At 71.2% G+C, this 17,435-nt stretch carries 17 protein-coding genes; 12 read left to right on the top strand and 5 right to left on the bottom strand.

Annotation, left to right across the window (positions count from 1 at the left end; translation table 11 throughout):
- Positions 1-44: 44 nt before the first annotated feature.
- From ACF07B_RS24205 to ACF07B_RS24195, 3 genes are all read right to left on the bottom strand, one after another.
- Positions 45-503 (bottom strand): MarR family winged helix-turn-helix transcriptional regulator, encoded by a 459-nt coding sequence (locus ACF07B_RS24205; RefSeq protein WP_392180459.1) that lies wholly within the window; start codon positions 501-503, stop codon positions 45-47.
- 60 nt (positions 504-563) lie between these two features.
- Positions 564-923 carry a DUF6204 family protein gene (locus tag ACF07B_RS24200; protein WP_369484576.1) on the bottom strand — a complete coding sequence of 120 codons (360 nt, stop codon included), beginning with the start codon at positions 921-923 and terminating at the stop codon, positions 564-566.
- A 104-nt stretch (positions 924-1,027) separates the two neighbouring features.
- Entirely contained in the window at positions 1,028-1,384 is a 357-nt protein-coding gene (locus tag ACF07B_RS24195; RefSeq protein WP_362390815.1) for a hypothetical protein, read from the bottom strand.
- A gap of 509 nt (positions 1,385-1,893) precedes the next feature.
- Between ACF07B_RS24195 and sigK the strand changes: the two genes are divergently transcribed.
- From sigK to ACF07B_RS24155, 8 genes are all read left to right on the top strand, one after another.
- Entirely contained in the window at positions 1,894-2,496 is a 603-nt protein-coding gene (gene sigK / locus ACF07B_RS24190) for an ECF RNA polymerase sigma factor SigK (RefSeq protein ID WP_384242736.1), read from the top strand.
- The gene (locus tag ACF07B_RS24185) at positions 2,493-3,227 is read left to right on the top strand and encodes an anti-sigma factor domain-containing protein (protein ID WP_392180458.1); all 735 of its coding nucleotides are present in this window, start codon (positions 2,493-2,495) and stop codon (positions 3,225-3,227) included. The genes sigK and ACF07B_RS24185 overlap by 4 nt, the downstream gene beginning before the upstream one ends.
- A 196-nt stretch (positions 3,228-3,423) precedes the next feature.
- Positions 3,424-4,269 carry an MIP/aquaporin family protein gene (locus tag ACF07B_RS24180; RefSeq protein WP_392180457.1) on the top strand — a complete coding sequence of 282 codons (846 nt, stop codon included), beginning with the start codon at positions 3,424-3,426 and terminating at the stop codon, positions 4,267-4,269.
- A gap of 24 nt (positions 4,270-4,293) precedes the next feature.
- Complete coding sequence (glpK, locus tag ACF07B_RS24175) at positions 4,294-5,811, top strand: glycerol kinase GlpK (protein ID WP_392180456.1); 1,518 nt, start codon at positions 4,294-4,296, stop codon at positions 5,809-5,811.
- Between the two features lie 314 nt (positions 5,812-6,125).
- The gene (locus ACF07B_RS24170) at positions 6,126-6,617 is read left to right on the top strand and encodes a peptidylprolyl isomerase (protein ID WP_392180455.1); all 492 of its coding nucleotides are present in this window, start codon (positions 6,126-6,128) and stop codon (positions 6,615-6,617) included.
- Between the two features lie 374 nt (positions 6,618-6,991).
- A complete protein-coding gene (locus ACF07B_RS24165) occupies positions 6,992-7,555 on the top strand; it encodes a hypothetical protein (protein WP_392180454.1) in 564 nt (187 codons plus the stop codon).
- 232 nt (positions 7,556-7,787) lie between these two features.
- On the top strand, positions 7,788-8,261 hold the full coding sequence (locus ACF07B_RS24160; protein WP_392180453.1) for a DUF485 domain-containing protein: 474 nt from the start codon (positions 7,788-7,790) through the stop codon (positions 8,259-8,261).
- The gene (locus ACF07B_RS24155) at positions 8,258-9,868 is read left to right on the top strand and encodes a cation acetate symporter (protein ID WP_392180452.1); all 1,611 of its coding nucleotides are present in this window, start codon (positions 8,258-8,260) and stop codon (positions 9,866-9,868) included. Before ACF07B_RS24160 ends, ACF07B_RS24155 begins: the two co-directional genes overlap by 4 nt.
- A 46-nt stretch (positions 9,869-9,914) precedes the next feature.
- Here ACF07B_RS24155 and ACF07B_RS24150 read toward each other — a convergent pair whose 3' ends face one another.
- Entirely contained in the window at positions 9,915-11,408 is a 1,494-nt protein-coding gene (locus ACF07B_RS24150) for a long-chain fatty acid--CoA ligase (protein WP_392180451.1), read from the bottom strand.
- The gene (locus ACF07B_RS24145) at positions 11,405-12,484 is read right to left on the bottom strand and encodes a TauD/TfdA family dioxygenase (RefSeq protein WP_392180450.1); all 1,080 of its coding nucleotides are present in this window, start codon (positions 12,482-12,484) and stop codon (positions 11,405-11,407) included. The genes ACF07B_RS24150 and ACF07B_RS24145 overlap by 4 nt, the downstream gene beginning before the upstream one ends.
- A gap of 161 nt (positions 12,485-12,645) precedes the next feature.
- Between ACF07B_RS24145 and ACF07B_RS24140 the strand changes: the two genes are divergently transcribed.
- The 4 genes from ACF07B_RS24140 to ACF07B_RS24125 all read left to right on the top strand — a co-directional run bounded on the left by ACF07B_RS24140 (position 12,646) and on the right by ACF07B_RS24125 (position 17,428).
- Positions 12,646-13,647, top strand: coding sequence for an AraC family transcriptional regulator (locus tag ACF07B_RS24140; RefSeq protein WP_369484588.1), 1,002 nt, complete (start codon positions 12,646-12,648; stop codon positions 13,645-13,647).
- Positions 13,648-14,004: 357 nt separating this feature from the next.
- On the top strand, positions 14,005-15,057 hold the full coding sequence (locus ACF07B_RS24135) for a 3-keto-5-aminohexanoate cleavage protein (protein ID WP_392180449.1): 1,053 nt from the start codon (positions 14,005-14,007) through the stop codon (positions 15,055-15,057).
- A 433-nt stretch (positions 15,058-15,490) separates the two neighbouring features.
- Positions 15,491-16,465: a quinone oxidoreductase gene (locus ACF07B_RS24130; protein ID WP_369484590.1), complete on the top strand. Its 975-nt coding sequence runs from the start codon at positions 15,491-15,493 to the stop codon at positions 16,463-16,465.
- 54 nt (positions 16,466-16,519) lie between these two features.
- Entirely contained in the window at positions 16,520-17,428 is a 909-nt protein-coding gene (locus ACF07B_RS24125; RefSeq protein ID WP_392180448.1) for a TauD/TfdA dioxygenase family protein, read from the top strand.
- Positions 17,429-17,435: the final 7 nt, after the last annotated feature.

Below are 17,435 nucleotides of genomic sequence, written 5' to 3'. Positions count from 1 at the left end.
AGCGTCCGGCCGCTCGCCTCGCCCGAGACCGTGGGCGACAGCCCTCAGGAGCCGCCGGGCGGGCGGCCGGCGAACCCGGTACCGCCGAGGCGGCAGAGGAGACCGGCGAGCCGCGTCGTCTCCTCCTCGGTCCACGCCGGCTCGGCGAAGACCTCTTCGGCGACCCGTTCCGCCGTGACGAGCATCTCCGCCAGACGTTCCCGGCCTGTCTCCGTCAAAGCCGCGTAGGCGACCCGCGCGTCACGGGCGTCCGGGTCCCGTCTGACCAGGCCGATGCGCTCCAGCGGGACGAGCCCCCGGGTGACACCGGAGGCGGTCAGCCCCAGCGCCTCCGCCAGGTCCACCCGGCGCATGCGGTGTCCCGGGGCCTCGGACAGACGCAGCAGCAGCGTGAAGTCGGCCAGGCTCACTCCGTGCAGTCCGCCGAGGCTCGCGTCGAACCGCTTCACCAGGGTGGCCTGCGCCCGCACCAGACGCAGTGCCGCGTCCAGCCCTCCACTCATTGATGCCTCCTTGACTACTCAAGCATATGGGGAGCGTCAGCTCCCCTTGACGTACGGGGATCAGGGGGTGTTCTGCGCGATGGTCCGCCGCTGCCGTTTGCCGAGGGGCGCCTGGGAGAGATCCTCGGCCTGGGACTTGAGCCGCTTGAAGCCGTAGCCGCGCTCGGTGAGCCAGGCCGTGGCGGCTGCCTCGGCCCGTTCGGCGGCCTCCAGGATGTCCTCCTCCGCCTCACCCGAGTCCAGGAAGCGGAACGTGAAGGCCGGCCGGGCGGCCACGTCGTAGCTGAGGTGCCCCTCGGACGTGAAGGCCGCCCGCAGGACGTCGTGCTCCGGCGCGTGGGCCAGAAGTTCGGCACGCTGGTCGGCGTCGAGCCCGTCGAAGACTCCGCGAACGGTGATACGGAAAGTGCGTGTGGTCATCGGACGAGCCTAACCAACGGGATCGGCCCTGTTCCACCGCGTTTCCCGGGGGACGGACCGGGGCGGGGTCACCGCACCCGGTCCTCAGGCCTCGGCCGGAACGCTCAGTGGCCGTGGTGGTGGCAGTCCCAGTGGGCCTTGACCCACACGTGGTCCCAGTGACCGGGAACGTAGACCCACTGCTTCACCCAGCCGTGGGCGTGGTGGCCGTGGTGCCAGGTGTCCTGGTGGACCCACTTCTTGACCCAGTGTCCGGGCACCCACTTCTTCTCCCAGTGGCCCTTCTTCCACTCGCAGCGGTCGTGGTGACCGTGGTGGTCGGCTGCCGCCACCGAAGGCGCGGACGTCGGGGCCGGGGCCGCCGCGGCGGTACCGGACATGCCCAGAGCGGCCCCTCCGGCCAGCAGGCCGGTCGCGGCCGCGCCGGCGAGCAGCCGCCGGGGGCTGATGCGTGTGGTCATCGGACTCACCTCCCTCGCAATGTGATGGACGTGCGCCACGGGGGCCGCTGTCCGGGAAGTTCACGCCGAAGCTGACGGTGCGTTTCCAGGCCCTCGATGCGCGGGACATAGGGCATTCGGAGCAACAAAAGGTATGTATGAGGATAGACCTGTGTAAGTTTTTGGTACGAGTTTTCGGGAGGGGGTGAACGGGGCGGTTCCGGCGGTGACCGGCCCCGGCCCGGCACCGGAAACACGTCGGCGCCTCGGCTCATCCGCGGGCCGGGTGGCGACGAATAAACGGTGACGAGAGCCCTCCCGTCCACGGGACCGGTCGCCGGCCGCACCGGCGACCGACCGCGCACCTGCCGAACGCCACCCCGCCGACCGCGTGGCCGACGCCGGTCCCCGACGCCACGCCCCGCGCGCCGCCCGTCGGCGAACGGCCCCCCTCGCGCTGCGAAGGGGACCGCCACCACGGAGAGTCGAGCCGGACGGGCCGGGCGAGAAGGAAGCAACGGACGGATTCTGTGAGCGATGCCAAGACCGGCCGGGACGGACACGGTTCGCGACGGCACCCATCGGCGGACGCGTGGCTGGACGCCCGGCTGGAGCGCGCCGCACAAGGCGACCAGGACGCGTTCGCCGACGTGTACGACACCCTCGCCCGGCCGGTCAAGGGCCTGGTCTGCCGCGTACTGCGGGACGAGGCACAGGCCGAGGAGGTGACCCAGGACGTGATGGTGGAGATCTGGCGGACCGCGGACCGGTATCGCCCGGACCTCGGCACCGCCCGCGGATGGGTGCTGACCCTCGCGCACCGGCGGGCCGTCGACCGGGTCCGGCACGTCCAGGCCAGTACGGCGCGGGAGCGGCGCAGCGCCCTGCTCGCGGAGGACCGCCCCTTCGACGAGGTGGCCGAAGCCGTGGAGCGGCACGAGGAGCGCGATCGCGTGCAGCGCTGTCTCGCCGACCTGGAACGGCATCAGCGCGTACCGCTGGTGCTCGCCTACTACCAGGGCATGACCTATCTGGAGGTGGCGGCCTGTCTGGCCACCCCGGCGGGCACCGTGAAGTCCAGGATGCGCACTGGGCTGCGCCTGCTCCGCAGATGTCTGGAGGCCGGCCGATGACGGCCGCCGAGGACCCCCACGAGTTCGTCGGCGCGTACGTCCTGCACGCCCTGCCGGCGGCCGAGGAGGCCTCCTTCGAGAACCATCTCGCCGGCTGCGCCGCGTGCCGCGAGGAAGTGGCCGAACTGTCGGAGGTCACGCTGCGACTGGCCTCGGACCAGGACGCGACCCCGTCCCCCGAACTGCGCCGGCACGTCCTCGAACAGATCGCCCGAACACGCCAGGAGCACCTTCCGCACCCCGTTCCGGTGCGCCGGCGGGCCCTGCGGGCGGCCCTGGCGGCGTGCCTGGCTCTCGCCGCCGCGCTCGGCGGTGTCGCCGTCTGGCAGCACACCGAGGCGGACGAGGCACGCGGCGAGGTCACCGTCAGGAAGGAACAGGCCTCCGCCCTCACCGACCTCCTGACGGCCCGGGACGCCACGATCAGCACGCAGAGACTGGGCAATGGGGCCGACATCGGCGTCGTCGCGTCCCGTTCCCAGGGCCGGGCGGCCTTCATCGCCTCGGACCTGCCCCGCCTCGGGAACGATCAGGTCTACGAACTCTGGTACGCCGCGAAGTCCGGTGGTCTGCGCCCGGCGGGCCTGCTTCCCGGCTCCGGCGGCGGGCACGCCCGACTGCTGCTCGGCTCCCTGGACGACGTCAGCGCCGTAGGCATCACGGCCGAGCCGGCGGGCGGATCGCGGCAGCCGACGAGCGATCCGCTCGGCATCGTCACGGTGCCCGCCTGACGCGTCGGCGGGTCGGGCAGGCGACCGCGGCACCCGTCACTCCAGGCCGGATTCAATCCATCGGTAAACCGATATGACGCAGCAAAACGGGATAGTTCACTTTTGATGCAATTAGCTGTTGATCATCCTATGCTGTGGTGAGGGGGCTCGGGCGGCGGTCAACAGCCGGTTCCGGACCGGCGGGAAGCGGGCTTCCATGACTGAGCGGTTCAAAAGGTCGGGGCTGATCGGCGAGTTGTCCGGTGAGTTCCTCGGCACCATGATTCTCATCCTGTTCGGGTGCGGCGTGGTGGCCCAAGTGGTCGCCGGCGGCGCGCTCACGACGCCGCCGGGCGGTCTGGGGAACCACGACAGCATCGCGTGGGCCTGGGGCATCGGCGTCACCATGGGTGTCTACGTCGCGGCACGGCTGAGCGGCGCCCATCTCAACCCCGCGGTGACCGTCGCCCTCGCCACGTTCAAGGGATTCCCGTGGCGCAAGGTCGCGCCCTACGTGGTGGCGCAGACCGTCGGCGCCTTCGTGGCCGCGCTGATCGTGCGCTGGAACTACACGGAGGCCCTGGCCAAGGCCGACCCCGGCCACACCATCAAGACCCAGGGCGTGTTCTCCACACTGCCCGCCAACGGCAACCCGAACCTGCCGGTCCACGAATGGGGCGCGTTCCGCGACCAGATCATCGGAACCGCCATCCTGCTCCTGGTGATCTTCGCGGTCACGGACCTGCTCAACACCCCGCCCGGCGCGAACCTGGGCCCGTTCGTCATCGGTCTGCTCGTCGTGGGCATCGGCATGGCGTGGGGAACCCTCGCGGGCTACGCGATCAACCCGGCACGTGACTTCGGTCCGCGCCTGGCCAGCTTCCTCACGGGCTACGGAGGGGCCTGGCGAGATCAGTACGGCAACTTCTACTTCTGGGTGCCGATCCTCGGTCCGCTGATCGGCGGTGTGCTCGGCGCCGGCATCTACAAGCTCTTCATCGGCAGGTTCCTGCCGACGGCGGAGCCCGAACCGCCGGGACGCATCCCGGTTCCCAAGGCCTGACACCCCCGGCAGAGGCGGCATCCCATGGCTGACTTCGTGGGCGCGGTGGACCAGGGCACCACCAGCACCCGATTCATGATCTTCGACCACGCCGGCAACGAGGTGGCGAAGCACCAACTGGAACACGCCCAGATCCTTCCGCGCTCCGGGTGGGTCGAGCACGACCCGGTGGAGATCTGGGAACGCACCAACTCGGTGATCCAGAACGCCCTGCGGCACAAGAACCTGACCGCCGGGGACCTGGCGGCCATCGGCATCACCAACCAGCGGGAGACCACCGTCGTGTGGGACCCGCGCAACGGCCGTCCCTACTACAACGCCATCGTCTGGCAGGACACCCGGACCGATTCCATCGCCGCGGCCCTGGAGCGTTCCGGCCGGGGCGACGTCATCCGCCGCAAGGCGGGGCTGCCGCCGGCGACCTACTTCTCCGGCGGCAAGATCCAGTGGATCCTGGAGAACGTCGACGGGGTCCGGGAAGCGGCGGAGCAGGGGCACGCCCTGTTCGGCAACACCGACGCCTGGGTCCTGTGGAACCTGACCGGCGGTCCCGACGGCGGTATCCACGCCACCGACGTGACCAACGCCAGCCGCACCATGCTCATGGACCTCGAGACCCTCGACTGGGACGACGAGCTGCTGGGCTTCTTCGGGGTGCCGAGGGCCATGCTGCCCAGCATCAACTCCTCGTCCGACCCCGAGGCGTACGGCACGGCACGCACCTCCAGGCCACTGCGCGCCGCCGTTCCCATCACCGGGGTGCTCGGCGACCAGCAGGCGGCCACCGTCGGGCAGGTCTGCTACGCGCCCGGCGAGGCCAAGAACACGTACGGCACCGGCAACTTCCTGGTCCTCAACACCGGCACGGAACTGGTCCGTTCACAGCACGGCCTGCTGACCACCGTCGCCTACCGGTTCGGCGGCGAGCCCGCCGTCTACGCGCTGGAGGGTTCCATCGCGGTCACCGGATCCGCGGTGCAGTGGCTGCGCGACCAGATGAAGATCATCACGGACGCGGCCGGGAGCGAGACGCTGGCCCGCACGGTGGAGGACAACGGCGGGATGTACTTCGTCCCGGCGTTCTCCGGCCTGTTCGCCCCGTACTGGCGTTCCGACGCCCGCGGCGCGATCGTCGGACTCGCCCGGTACAACAGCAACGCCCACCTGGCCCGCGCGACACTGGAGGCGATCTGCTACCAGAGCCGCGATGTCGTCGAGGCGATGGAGCAGGATTCCGGAGTCCACCTCGACGTGCTCAAGGTCGACGGCGGTGTGACCGCCAACGACCTGTGCATGCAGATCCAGGCCGACGTCCTCGGCGTGCCCGTGAGCCGTCCCGTCGTCGCCGAGACCACCGCGCTCGGCGCCTCGTACGCGGCCGGTCTGGCCACCGGCTTCTGGCGGGACACCGACGAACTGCGCACCCACTGGCAGGAGTCCAGGCGCTGGGAGCCCCAATGGTCGGAGGACCGGCGCCAACAGGGGTACGCGGACTGGAAGAGGGCGGTGGAGCGGACGCTCGACTGGGCGAAGGTGGAGTAGACGGGCGCGCCGGTCGCACCGGGTGGCCGGCGGGTCCTCCGTTCGGCGCCTGACCCGGCGGGTCCTCCGTACGGCGCCTGACCGTGTCGTCTCGGGGACCGGACCCGCCTCCCGGGGCCTCTCCCGCGCGCTCGCGAACCCGGGCGCCCGGCCCGGGACCGCGGTGTCCCCATATTTCCGGGCTCCGGGTCACCGGCGGCCCGCCCCCGCACGCGGGCGGGGCACACGCCGAATGATCACCCCCGGTCACGCACCCACCGTCTCAGCTTCTCTATGCTCGGGGGCGAGCATTCGCATCCATGAGGAGCAGAGCAATGAGCAAGAACGTCTACTTCGAGGTCACCGCAAACGGCGAGCCGCTGGGCCGCATCGAGTTCAAGCTCTACGACGACGTCGTCCCGAAGACCGCGCAGAACTTCCGTGAGCTCGCGACCGGCGAACACGGTTTCGGTTACAAGGACTCGCCGTTCCATCGGGTCATCCCGGGCTTCATGCTCCAGGGCGGCGACTTCACGCGGCAGAACGGCACGGGCGGCAAGAGCATCTACGGCGAGAAGTTCGCCGACGAGAACTTCAAGCTGAAGCACACCAAGCCGGGTCTGCTGTCCATGGCCAACGCGGGCCCGAACACCAACGGCTCGCAGTTCTTCATCACCACCATCGTCACCGACTGGCTGGACGGCAAGCACGTCGTCTTCGGTGAGGTCGTCAACGGCATGGACGTCGTGGACGCGATCGAGAAGCTCGGCAGCGGCAACGGCGCCACCTCCAAGAAGATCGTCATCTCCGACAGCGGCACCGTCTGAGCGGTCCGGCAGCCGGTCCCGGGTCCCTCTCGCGGACCCGTGCCGGCGGGGGCGGCGGGTTCATCACCCGCCGCCCCCGGGCGGACCGCCGCACCGGACCCCGCGGTCCCCGGAGCCGATCGAGCCCCACGCGTCGCGGCGCCTCGAAAGAGTTCAGCCGGATTCGTGGCCGGAACCCGTACTGCGGGGGACCGGCCCGCCCGTGAGGGGTAGCCCTCCCCGGACACGCCGAAGCGCGCGAGGGTTGGGGGGAGCTGGCCCGAGTGAGTTCGAGGGGGCGGACACCGGGAAGACGCCTGTCAGCAAGCGCGCAGCGGCGCCGAGCCGTCCGCCTGCTGCGTGCGGAAGGGGCTTACGGGCCCGCACTTCGTGACGTGCTGCCCGCTCTCGCGGCGGTCGTCGTCATCCTCTGCGCGGTCGTCGCCGGCGTCGCCGTCGGTTACCGGGTGGCCGGCATCGGCGTGCCGATCGGCGTCCTGGCCGTCCTGGCCGTCTTCACCCCCGCCGTGGTACGGCGGCACCGGCCACTGGCCCGCCGCCGCCTCGGCTTCTACACACCCGAGGAACTCGCGGAGCTGGACACCCAGGGTCTGGCCCTGGCCGTCTCCCGGATGCTGCGCCGGGACGGCTGGCGGGTCCTCCCGCAGCGCAGGAGCGAGGCCCGCGTCCGGGTCCGCGCGCGGGACGGCCGGGGGCACCGTCTGGAGGTCGCCTTCCGGCCCGTGGCCGAGCCGCTGCCCGACGAGGACACGCCCTCGCGTTCGCGGCGTCCGGACGGCCCCGGTCCCCCGCTTCGTCTCGTGGTCCACCGCGGGGCCTTCACCCGGCGTGACGTCCAGTGGGCGCGACGCCAGGGCGGTGTCCGCCTGATCGACGGTCCGTGCCTGCGGCGCTGGGCGCACGGAACCCCGCTGAACGAACTGAGCGACTCCCCCTGAGGCCGTACGGAGCCGCCCTCCGCCCGCTCGCGGGACCCACGCCGGACGTCCGCACCACCCCGACCACAGTCCTCACTCCGAACCCGGGCGCAACAGCGGTTTCTCCCACAACAGAGGAGGTCAGCGGCGTGGACACGTTCCGACCAGGTAGTTGAAGGAAAGCCCTTCGCACGGGCCGACGGGCCGCATAGCGTGCGAGGACCCGAGCCGTTCCCCCACCGTCCCGCGGTCCATGCACGCCGGGCCCGCACCCCGTCTGGAGACCGGCATGTCGTACGACAGCTCCTCCCCACAGCCCGCGCGACCGCCGCGGGGACACCAGAACTCCTTCGCCCAGCACGTCCCGGACCCCGCCGCGGCGGAACCCTTACGCGGCGGGGCATCACCCCGCACCTGGACCGGGCATCACCGCGATCTGCGCATCCTGCGGCGCGCCTACCGCCGCCAGCGGCGCGTGACCACCTTCGCGGTGCTCGGCTGCTTCTCCCTCTTCCTCGGCCTGACCGCCGGCTGCCCCGGCCTGATGAACCGTCCCGTCACCGGTGGTCTCTCGGCCGGCCTGGTCATCGCCGTCTCCCAGATCCCCGCCACCTGGCTCGCCGTGCTCGTCTACGAACGCACCGCCCGCCGCTACGTCGATCCTCTCGCGCACCGCGTGAACCGGAGCGTTCCATGGGCCGAGGCCGAGCGGGAGCGGAGGCGGTGAGCGACTTCGCCGGCTCCACGCAGTCCTGGTCCCTCGTCGCCTTCTCCGTCGCCGTCACCGTCACTCTGCTGCTGTGCGTTCTGACCGGCCCCGACAGCGACGATCTCGCCGAGTTCTACACCGGCTACCGCTCGCTCTCCCCGCTGCGCAACGGACTCGCCATCGCCGGCGACTACATCTCCGCCGCGACCGTGCTGACCATCGGCGGTGTGATCGCCCTGTGCGGTTTCGACGGCGTCGTCCTCGCTCTCAGCACGCTGCTCTCCCTGCTGGTGCTGATGTTCCTGCTGGCCGAACCCCTGCGGAACACGGGGAAGTTCACCATGGGCGACGTCCTGGCCCGCAGGATGCCCGGCCGCACCGTACGGATCACGGGGTGCGCCGTCACGATCGCCGCTCTCGTGCCGATGATGCTCGTCCAACTCGCCAGCACGGGACAGCTCCTGGCGTACATCCTCGGCTTCACGGACAGCTCCATGAAGACGGGCTGCATCGTCGGAGTCGGCACCCTGATGATCACGTACGCCGCCATCGGCGGCATGCGGGGCACCGCGTTGATCCAACTTCTGAAGATGGTCGTGCTCCTCGGCTCCGGAGTCGTCGTCTCGCTGCTGATCCTCGATCAATTCCATTGGGACCCCGGGGCGTTGTTCATCGCGGCCGCGCGGCGCAGCGGCTCACCGGACGCGTTCCTGCACGGCGGACTCCAGTTCGCCGGTGGCCCGCACCCCCGGCTCGACATGATCAGTACGCAGTTCGCCATCGTGCTGGGCGGTGCCTGCCTCCCGCATGTGACCATGCGGATGTTCACCGCGAACAGCGCCCGACAGGTGCGGCGTTCGATGTCCTGGGCGGTGTCGTCGGTGGCCTTGTTCATGCTGATGGCGGGCGTCGTCGCCATCGGCGCGACGGCCATGATCGGCCGGGCCGGTGTCACCGCCGCCGACCCGCGCGGGCACACCGCCTATCTGCTGGGCTCCCGTGCCGCGTTCGGCCCCGTGGTGTCCCGGGCGGAGACCCTCCTGTTCACCACGGTGACCACGGCGATCTTCCTCACCCTGCTCGCCTCGGTCGCCGGCATGACCCTGGCCTGCGCCAACTCGCTCGCCCACGACGTCTTCGCGGGCCGCCGCACCGCCCTGTCGCCCCAGCGCGAGACGGCCTTCGCCCGCGGCTCGGCCCTGGTCGTCGGCGCGCCCGTGATCGCCCTCGCGGTCCTCGTCCAGAACCGGAGTCTCCAGCCGCTGGCCACGATGTCCTTCTGCGTGGGCGCCTCGGCGATCGCCCCGGCCCTGGTCTACAGCCTCTTCTGGCGCCGCTACACCCGCGCCGGTCTGCTGTGCACGCTGATCGGCGGCACCCTCGCCGTCCTGGTGCTGATGCCGGGCACCAGACTGGTGTCCGGCTCCCCGACGTCCGCCTTTCCCGCCGCCGACTTCAACTGGTTCCCGTTCACCACCACGGGGCTGGTGTCCATTCCGCTGGGCTTCGTGTTCGGCTGGCTCGGCAGCATGCTGTCCGGGCGCCGCGCGGCGGACCGGGAACGCGGGGTGTACGAACGTGTCGAGAGCCTGATCCTCGCCGGACCGCGACCGAGGGACCGGTGACGGCGGAAGGGCCACCACCGTCACCCGGATTCCCGCCGTCACCGGTTCACGGGCCGCTGACCACGATCTCCCGCTTGAGGATCTTGCCCGTGGGACCCTTGGGCAGTTCGGCCGCGATCGTGACGACCCGGGGGTACTTGTACGCGGCGACCCGCTCCTTGGCGTGCGCGCGGATCTCCTCGGCCGTCGCCTCGGCGCCGGGCCGCAGCGTAACCACGGCCGCGATCTCCTCACCGTGCAGGGGGTGCGGCATCCCCACGACGGCGGCCTCGGCGACGGCGGGGTGCTCGTACAGCACCTCCTCGATCTCGCGAGGGTAGACGTTGTATCCGCCGCGGATGATCATGTCCTTCTTGCGGTCGACGATGAAGTAGAAACCGTCCTCGTCGACGCGGGCCAGGTCACCGCTGTGGAACCACCCGTCGCGGACCGCCTCCGCGGTGGCGTCCGGCCGGTTCCAGTACCCGGTCATGACGTTCTCGCCGCGGATGGCGATCTCGCCCACCTCTCCGTGCGCGACCGTGCCGCCGTCCTCGGCGACGAGCCGCATCTCGACCCCGCGGATGGGCATGCCGATCGAGCCCGCCTTGCGCGGACGGTCCGGGTGGTTGAACGCGGCCACGGGTGACGTCTCGGACAGTCCGTACCCCTCCAGCACGGCGGCGCCGAAGCGCCGCTCGAATCCGTGCAGGACCTCGACCGGAAGCGCGGCCCCGCCCGAGACGGCCAGGCGCACCAGGCCGGCGTCGAAGCCGTCGGGGAGTTCGGCGTGCAGCAGCGCCGCGTACATCGTCGGCACACCGAGGAAGACGGTGACCTTGTCCCGGGCGATGACCTCCAGGGCGCCGCGCGGGTCGAACCGGGGCAGCAGGGTCAGGGTGGCTCCGGTCGCGACGGCCACGTTGAGCGCGCAGGTCTGGCCGAAGGCGTGGAAGAGGGGCAGGCCGCCGAAGAGCACGTCGTCCGGTCCGACCTGGAGAAGGGTCTCGGCCGTGGTGAGGGTGTTGCTCGCCAGGTTGCGGTGCGACAGTTCGGCGCCCTTGGGCGTGCCGGTGGTTCCGGAGGTGTAGAGGATCAGGGCGGGATCGTCGTCGGACCGGTCCGGGGTCTCGCGCAGGGGTTCGTGGCCGCGCAGCAGGGTGTCGAAGTCCTCGGAACCGGTCACGAGGCAGTCGGTGCCCGTCTCCGCGGCGGCCTTGGTCACCTCGTCGGCGAACAGCGGGGACACCAGCGCGGCGCGCGCTCCGCAGTCGCGCAGGGTGAAGGCGACCTCACGGGCCTTGAGCAGCGGGTTCATCGGGACGACGACTCCGCCGGCCCGCAGGATTCCGTAGTAGAGGACCGGGAACAGCGGGACGTTGGGCATGGTCAGCGCGACACGGTCGCCCGGCAGCACGCCGCGTGCCCGCAGCAGCGCGGCCACCCGCGCGCTGGCGTCGTCGAGTTCGGCGTAGGTGAGCGTGTCGTCGTCGTGACGGACGGCGACCCTCTCGCCGTGGGCCGCGACGGTGGCGGCCAGAAGGGTGACGAGGTCGGTCATGCCGGGTATCTCCTTGCGTTCGTCGCGCGGGGCGCGGCGGTGCCGCGCGGTCGGATCACATCACGAAGCGTGACCCAGTGGTGGGTGTCCCGGCTGCCGGATCCCTGCGGGAAGGCCAGCCAGAGGCGCAGCAGGTGGCTTTCGTGTTCGGGCGACCGTCGGTCCTCGAACACCGTACGGGCGTGCATCACCCGGTGGGTGTTGAGCACGAGCAGGTCGCCGGCCCGGAGGTCGAGGTCGAGCCGGTACTCGGGGGAGCCGGCCAACGAGTCGATGAGATCGAAGAGTTGGCGGTCGGCCGGTTCCAGGCGGGGTACGTGGGGGAAGCGCTGGGCGGATTCGAGACAGGACCGGTCGTACCGCATGCTCAGCCCGCCCGAGGGGCCGTCGTGGCGGGTGACCAACGGGGCGGCCGCGCAGGGCGGTTCACCGGGAGCGTGCTCCTCACGGCGGTCGAAGTGGTACGTGCGGTAGAGGCGTCCGGCGAGGTCGGGGCGCAGGTCCAGCACCGCGTTGTGGACCGCGGCCGCGCTGACCAGGGAGACGCGCCCGCCGGCGTCGGGCGTGCGCAGCGTCAGCAGGGCGAGGAGATCGGTGGGGTCGGTGTGGAAGGCCGGGGCCTCGGGGGTCTCGTGGCCGCGTGCGGCGGGGTCGCCCGGGCCGCGACCGGTGTCCTGGACACGGCCGAGGACGAGCCCGTCGGCGTTCTGCGGCAGGGGGTGCCCCAGGTGCCGGCCGAGCCCCCAGAACACGGTGCGCGCGGCCGTCTCGCCGAGCCGCTCGACGGGGACGCCGCGGACCACCGCGAACCCGCGTCCGTGTCCGAGGACACCGGAGAGGCGCGCCAGGTCGGCGCCGAGGCCGGGGAGCGGGAAGTCGGCGGCCGTCAGTCTCAGCAGGGTGAGGTCCCGTCGGCGCGTCTCGCGCAGGGCGGAGTCGATCTCGGCGAGCGCGGTCTCCGACAGGCGGGTCCGCCAATGCCCGGGGCCGGCGAGCTCCGGGCCCGTCCACACCGCGGGGCCCGAGCAGGGCGGGGGCGGGGGCGGTGTTCGGTCCGCGTCCGTCAGTCCTGTCATGTTCGCCTCCAATCGGTCGAGGGTTCCCCTGCCGGTGAGGAACGCCCCTGAGCGGGAGCCCGGCCGGTGAACGGCGTCATGCTAGGTTCCTCGACCACCGCCGCGCTTGTCGTGGCGGGACAGGAGACTTGGCTTTTCGGGACATCCCTGGAGCGTGCCCCATGAGACCTCTGGTCCGCACCGCAGCCCTGAGCGGCTACGTCGAGCTGTGCCGCTCCCTCGGGATCGATCCGCAGGCCCTGCTGAAGCGGGTGGGCCTGGACACCGCCGCCCTCACCGTCCAGGACCGGTGGATCTCCGCGACGGCCGCCGTCCAGGTGCTGGAACTCTCGGCGGCCGAGTCGGGCCACGAGGACTTCGGGGTGCTCCTCGCCGAGTTCCGCCGCTTCTCCACGCTCGGCCCCATCAGCCTGGTCGTCCGCGAGGAACCGGACGTGCGCAGCGCGCTGGAGATGCTGATCCGCCATCAGTACATGTACAACGAGATGCTGCACACCCGGCTGTCCGAGGGCGACGGACTGGCCACGCTGAAGGTGGACCTGAGGCTCGGCGAGCCCATGGAGTCCCGGCAGGCGACGGAGTTGGCCGTCGCCGCCTTCCACCGCATCCTGAGCGACTTCCTGCACGCCCGCTGGCAGCCGCTGTCCGTGTGGTTCCGGCACTCCGCGCCGGCGGACACCTCGGCGCACCGGACCGCGTTCGGGCCCATCGTGGAGTTCGACCGCGAGATCGACGGGATCGTCTTCTACGCCGACGACCTCGACGCGCCGAACGCCATGGCGGACCCGCTGATGCGCGAGTACGCCCGTCAGTACTTCGACGCGATCGCCGTACCGAAGGACACCACCGCCGCGGACCGCGTGCGCGAACTGATCGAGGTCCTGCTGCCCACCGGGCGCTGCTCGGTCGAGCAGGTCGCGCGCAGCCTCGGCGTCGACCGGCGGACGGTCCACCGCCATCTGGCCGGTTCGGGCGAGACGTTCTCCTCGCTCCTCAATGTCACCCGCCGCCATCTCGCGGAGCAGTTCGTGGCGAACCCCCGGCGGTCGCTGACGGACATCTCCGACCTGCTGGGATTCTCGTCGCTGAGCGGGTTCTCACGGTGGTTCCGCGAGCAGTTCGGGTGCAGCCCTCGCGTCTGGCGCGAGAGCAGGACTCCGTAGCAACTCCCCCCTGGGTGACGGGAGGGACGGCCGGAACCCGCGTCTCGGCCGTCGCGCCGTCCCCGCCGGAGTCCCGCGTCACGGATGTCCCCAAATGACAAATCATCTGTCCCCTGACGGCAAGCACGTCGCTGGAGTCGGCCCTACGTTTGCACCACCGCACAGCAGAACGCGGTCAGCCGTCGGAGGGAGCCGAACCACTCCCCCGGGCTCCCTCCGGACCGGCCGACCGCAGCGGGCGCCTGTCGCCCGCTGTCACCGGTGACCCGCATCGATCCCCGCCGGACATCCCAGGCCCGCGCAGTGCGCGGCGATGCCCCCGGCGAGTGATCACCGATCCGACGAAGGAGACGGACCGTGCACTTCCACGACGACTCGCTCTTCCCCGAGAACCAGGAAAAACTCGTCATCCAGGCCGCCCCCTACGGGCCCGAATGGCTTCCCGGCGACGCCGACGACCTTCCCCTGACGATGGACGAGCACGTGCAGGCGGCCGTCGACTGCTACAACGCCGGTGCCACCGTTCTCCACATCCACGTCCGCGAGCTCGACGGCAAGGGCTCCAAGCGGCTGTCCATGTTCAACGAGCTCATCGGACGGCTGCGCGAGACCGTGCCGGACATGGTCCTCCAGATCGGCGGGTCGATCTCCTTCGCCCCCGAGGGCGAGGGCGCGGACGCCAAGTGGCTCGACTTCGACAGCCGCCACATGCTCGCCGACCTCGACCCGAAGCCGGACCAGGTCACCATCGCGATCAACACCAGCCAGATGAACATCGTCGAGATCATGACCGACGACGATCTCGAAGGCACCTCGATCGGCAAGCCGGACTACTACAAGGCGTACCGGGACATGTACCTGGAGGCCGGTCCGGACTTCTACCTGGAGCACCTCAAGCGGCTGCACGCGAGCGGTATCCAGCCGCACTTCCAGCTCGCGACCCTGGCCCAGCTCGAAACCGTGGAGCGGCTGATCCGGTCCGGCGTCCACACGGGCCCGCTGGTCCTCAACTACGTCGCGATCGGCGGCGGTTTCGCGGGCCGTCACCCCGCCGACCTGATCGAGTTCGTCCGCCGTGTCCCCGACGGCGCCGTTCTCACCATCGAGGCCTCCATGCGCGCCGTGGCGCCCATGAACGCGATCGGCATCGCCCTCGGCGTGCACGTCCGGGTGGGCAACGAGGACAACCTGTGGCGGCGCAAGGGCGAGCGCATGTCCAGCGTCGAGCAGGTCGAGCAGATGGTGCAGATCTCCCAGGCGCTCGGCCGTGACATCGCCACCGGCGCGGAAGCCAGGAAGATCTACAAGATCGGCGAGACCTACGCGAGCACCGACGAGACGCTCGCCCAGCTCGGCATGGTGCCCAACCGGCGACCCGGCCAGCGCGGGTTCATGCTGCGCGACGCCTGACGGAAGGCGCTCCCCCGCGCCACGACACCGACCGCCCGGTCCCGACCCGCGGTACGCCGGCAGCCACGCCCGACCCCGGGCGCGGACCCGTCGTACTCCGACCGCCGGGTCGGACCCGCCGTACGCCGATCGCCACCCCGACCGCGGGTGCGGACCCGCGGTACGCCGATCGCCACCCCGACCGCGGGTGCGGACCCGCGGTACGCCGACCGCGCACCGGTCGCCGACGCACCGGCCCGCAGCACAGGTCGCCGGTACGCCGGCCTTCGCACCGGTCGCCGGTGCGGTGGGCCGGGGCGGCGCCCGGACCCGCGGTGCCACCCGCCCCGGCCGGGGCGGGAGCACACGCCACGGGGCCGCCGGGGCCAGACCCCCCGGTTCCGGCGGTCCCTCCTCTCCCCATCCACCCGACACGAAACAACGGAGCTCCACCGTGGCCCACGCCATTCGATTCAAGGAGACCGGCGGTCCCGAGGTCCTGCGCCGGGAGGAGGTCGTCGTCGGCGACCCCGGCCCGGGCGAGGTCCGGATCCGCCACCACGCCGTCGGCCTCAACTTCGCCGACACCTACTTCCGCACCGGGCTCTACCCCGCGCCGCTGCCCGCCGGGCTCGGCGTAGAGGCGGCGGGCGTGGTCGAGGCGGTCGGCGCGGGCGTCACCGGGTTCACCGAGGGCGACCGGGTCACGTACACGGGAAGTCCGCTCGGCGCCTACAGCACCGAGCGCGTCATGCCCGTCGGCTCCCTGATCCGGCTGCCGGACGGCATCGGCTTCGAGACCGCGGCGGCGATGACCATGCGCGGTCTGACCTCCGCCTACCTGCTCCGCAGGATCCACCCCCTCGCGGCGGGCGACTCGATCCTCCTCACGGCGGCCGCGGGCGGCGTGGGCCTCATCGTCTGCCAGTGGGCCAAGCTGCTCGGACTCACCGTCATCGGCACCGTGTCCACCGAGGAGAAAGCCGAACTGGCCCGGGCGCACGGCTGCGACCACGTCATCCACTACAAGCGCGAGAACGTGGCCGAGCGGGTGCGCGAACTCACCGACGGCGCCGGGGTCCCGGTGGCCTTCGACAGCGTCGGCAGGACCACCTACGCCTCCTCGCTCGCCTCGCTGCGCCGCCGCGGCCTGCTCGTCTGCTTCGGCACCGCCTCCGGCCCGGTCCCGCCCATCGACGCGATGCAACTCGCCATCCAGGGCTCCCTGTTCGTCACCCGGCCGGCGCTCGCCGACTACATCGCGGACCCCGCGGAACGGGCGGAGCTCGCGGGCGAGCTCTTCGACCACGTCACCTCCGGCCGCATCACCATCGAGGTCAACCAGCGGTACGCCCTCGAGGACGCCGCCCAGGCACACCGCGACCTGGAAGCGGGGCAGACCACCGGATCGTCCGTCTTCGTGCTCTGAGTCCCACCCGCTCCCCCTCGGTCAACTCCGCCGCTCTCTCCAGGAGGAAGCACCATGGAACACACGCTCGCTCACCCCGAGGGCGCGCCGGTCCGCGCCCACCACCGCGGCTCGATCAGGGTCGAACCGCTGACCTGTAGCATCGGCGCGGAACTGTCCGGAGTGAACCTCGGCGACGCCGCACGCGACGACGACCTCTTCGAAGAGATCAGGGCGTTGCTGCTCCAGTACAAGGTGTTGTTCCTGCGGGACCAGGACATCACGCGCGCCGAACACGTGGCCTTCGCCGAGCGGTTCGGCGCGCTGGAGGACCACCCGGTGGCCGGCAGCGACCCCGAGTACCCCGGCCTGGTGCGGATCTACAAGGACCTGGACAGCCCGGCGGAACAGTACGAGGGAGCCCTGCACACCGATGCCACGTGGCGCGAGCGCCCGCCCATGGGCGCCGTGCTCCGGTGCATCGAGGGGCCGCCCGTCGGCGGGGACACGATCTGGGTGAACATGGCCGAGGCGTACCGCCGGCTGCCCGAGGACATCCGCACCAGGATCCGTGGCCTGCGGGCCCGGCACAGCATCGAGGCCACGTTCGGCGCCGCCATGCCGCAGGAGAAGCGGCACGCTCTCAAGGAGCGGTTCCCGGACGCGGAGCACCCGGTGGTGCGTGTCCACCCGGAGACCGGCGAGGAGATCCTCTTCGTCAACGCGTTCACGACCCACTTCGTGAACTACCACACGCCCCAGAACGTGCGGTTCGGGCAGGACTTCGCCCCCGGAGCGAGCCTCCTGCTCAACCACCTGATCAGCCAGGCGACGATCCCGGAGTACCAGGTGCGCTGGCGCTGGACCCCGAACAGCGTCGCCATCTGGGACAACCGCTCCACCCAGCACTACGCCGTACAGGACTACTGGCCCGCCGTCCGCCGGATGGAGCGCGCCGGGATCGTCGGCGACAGACCGTTCTAACCCCCCT

This window comes from Streptomyces sp. NPDC015532, from assembly GCF_043078065.1.
Classification (GTDB): Bacteria; Actinomycetota; Actinomycetes; order Streptomycetales; family Streptomycetaceae; genus Streptomyces.
This window is presented reverse-complemented; position numbering and strand designations above follow the sequence as displayed.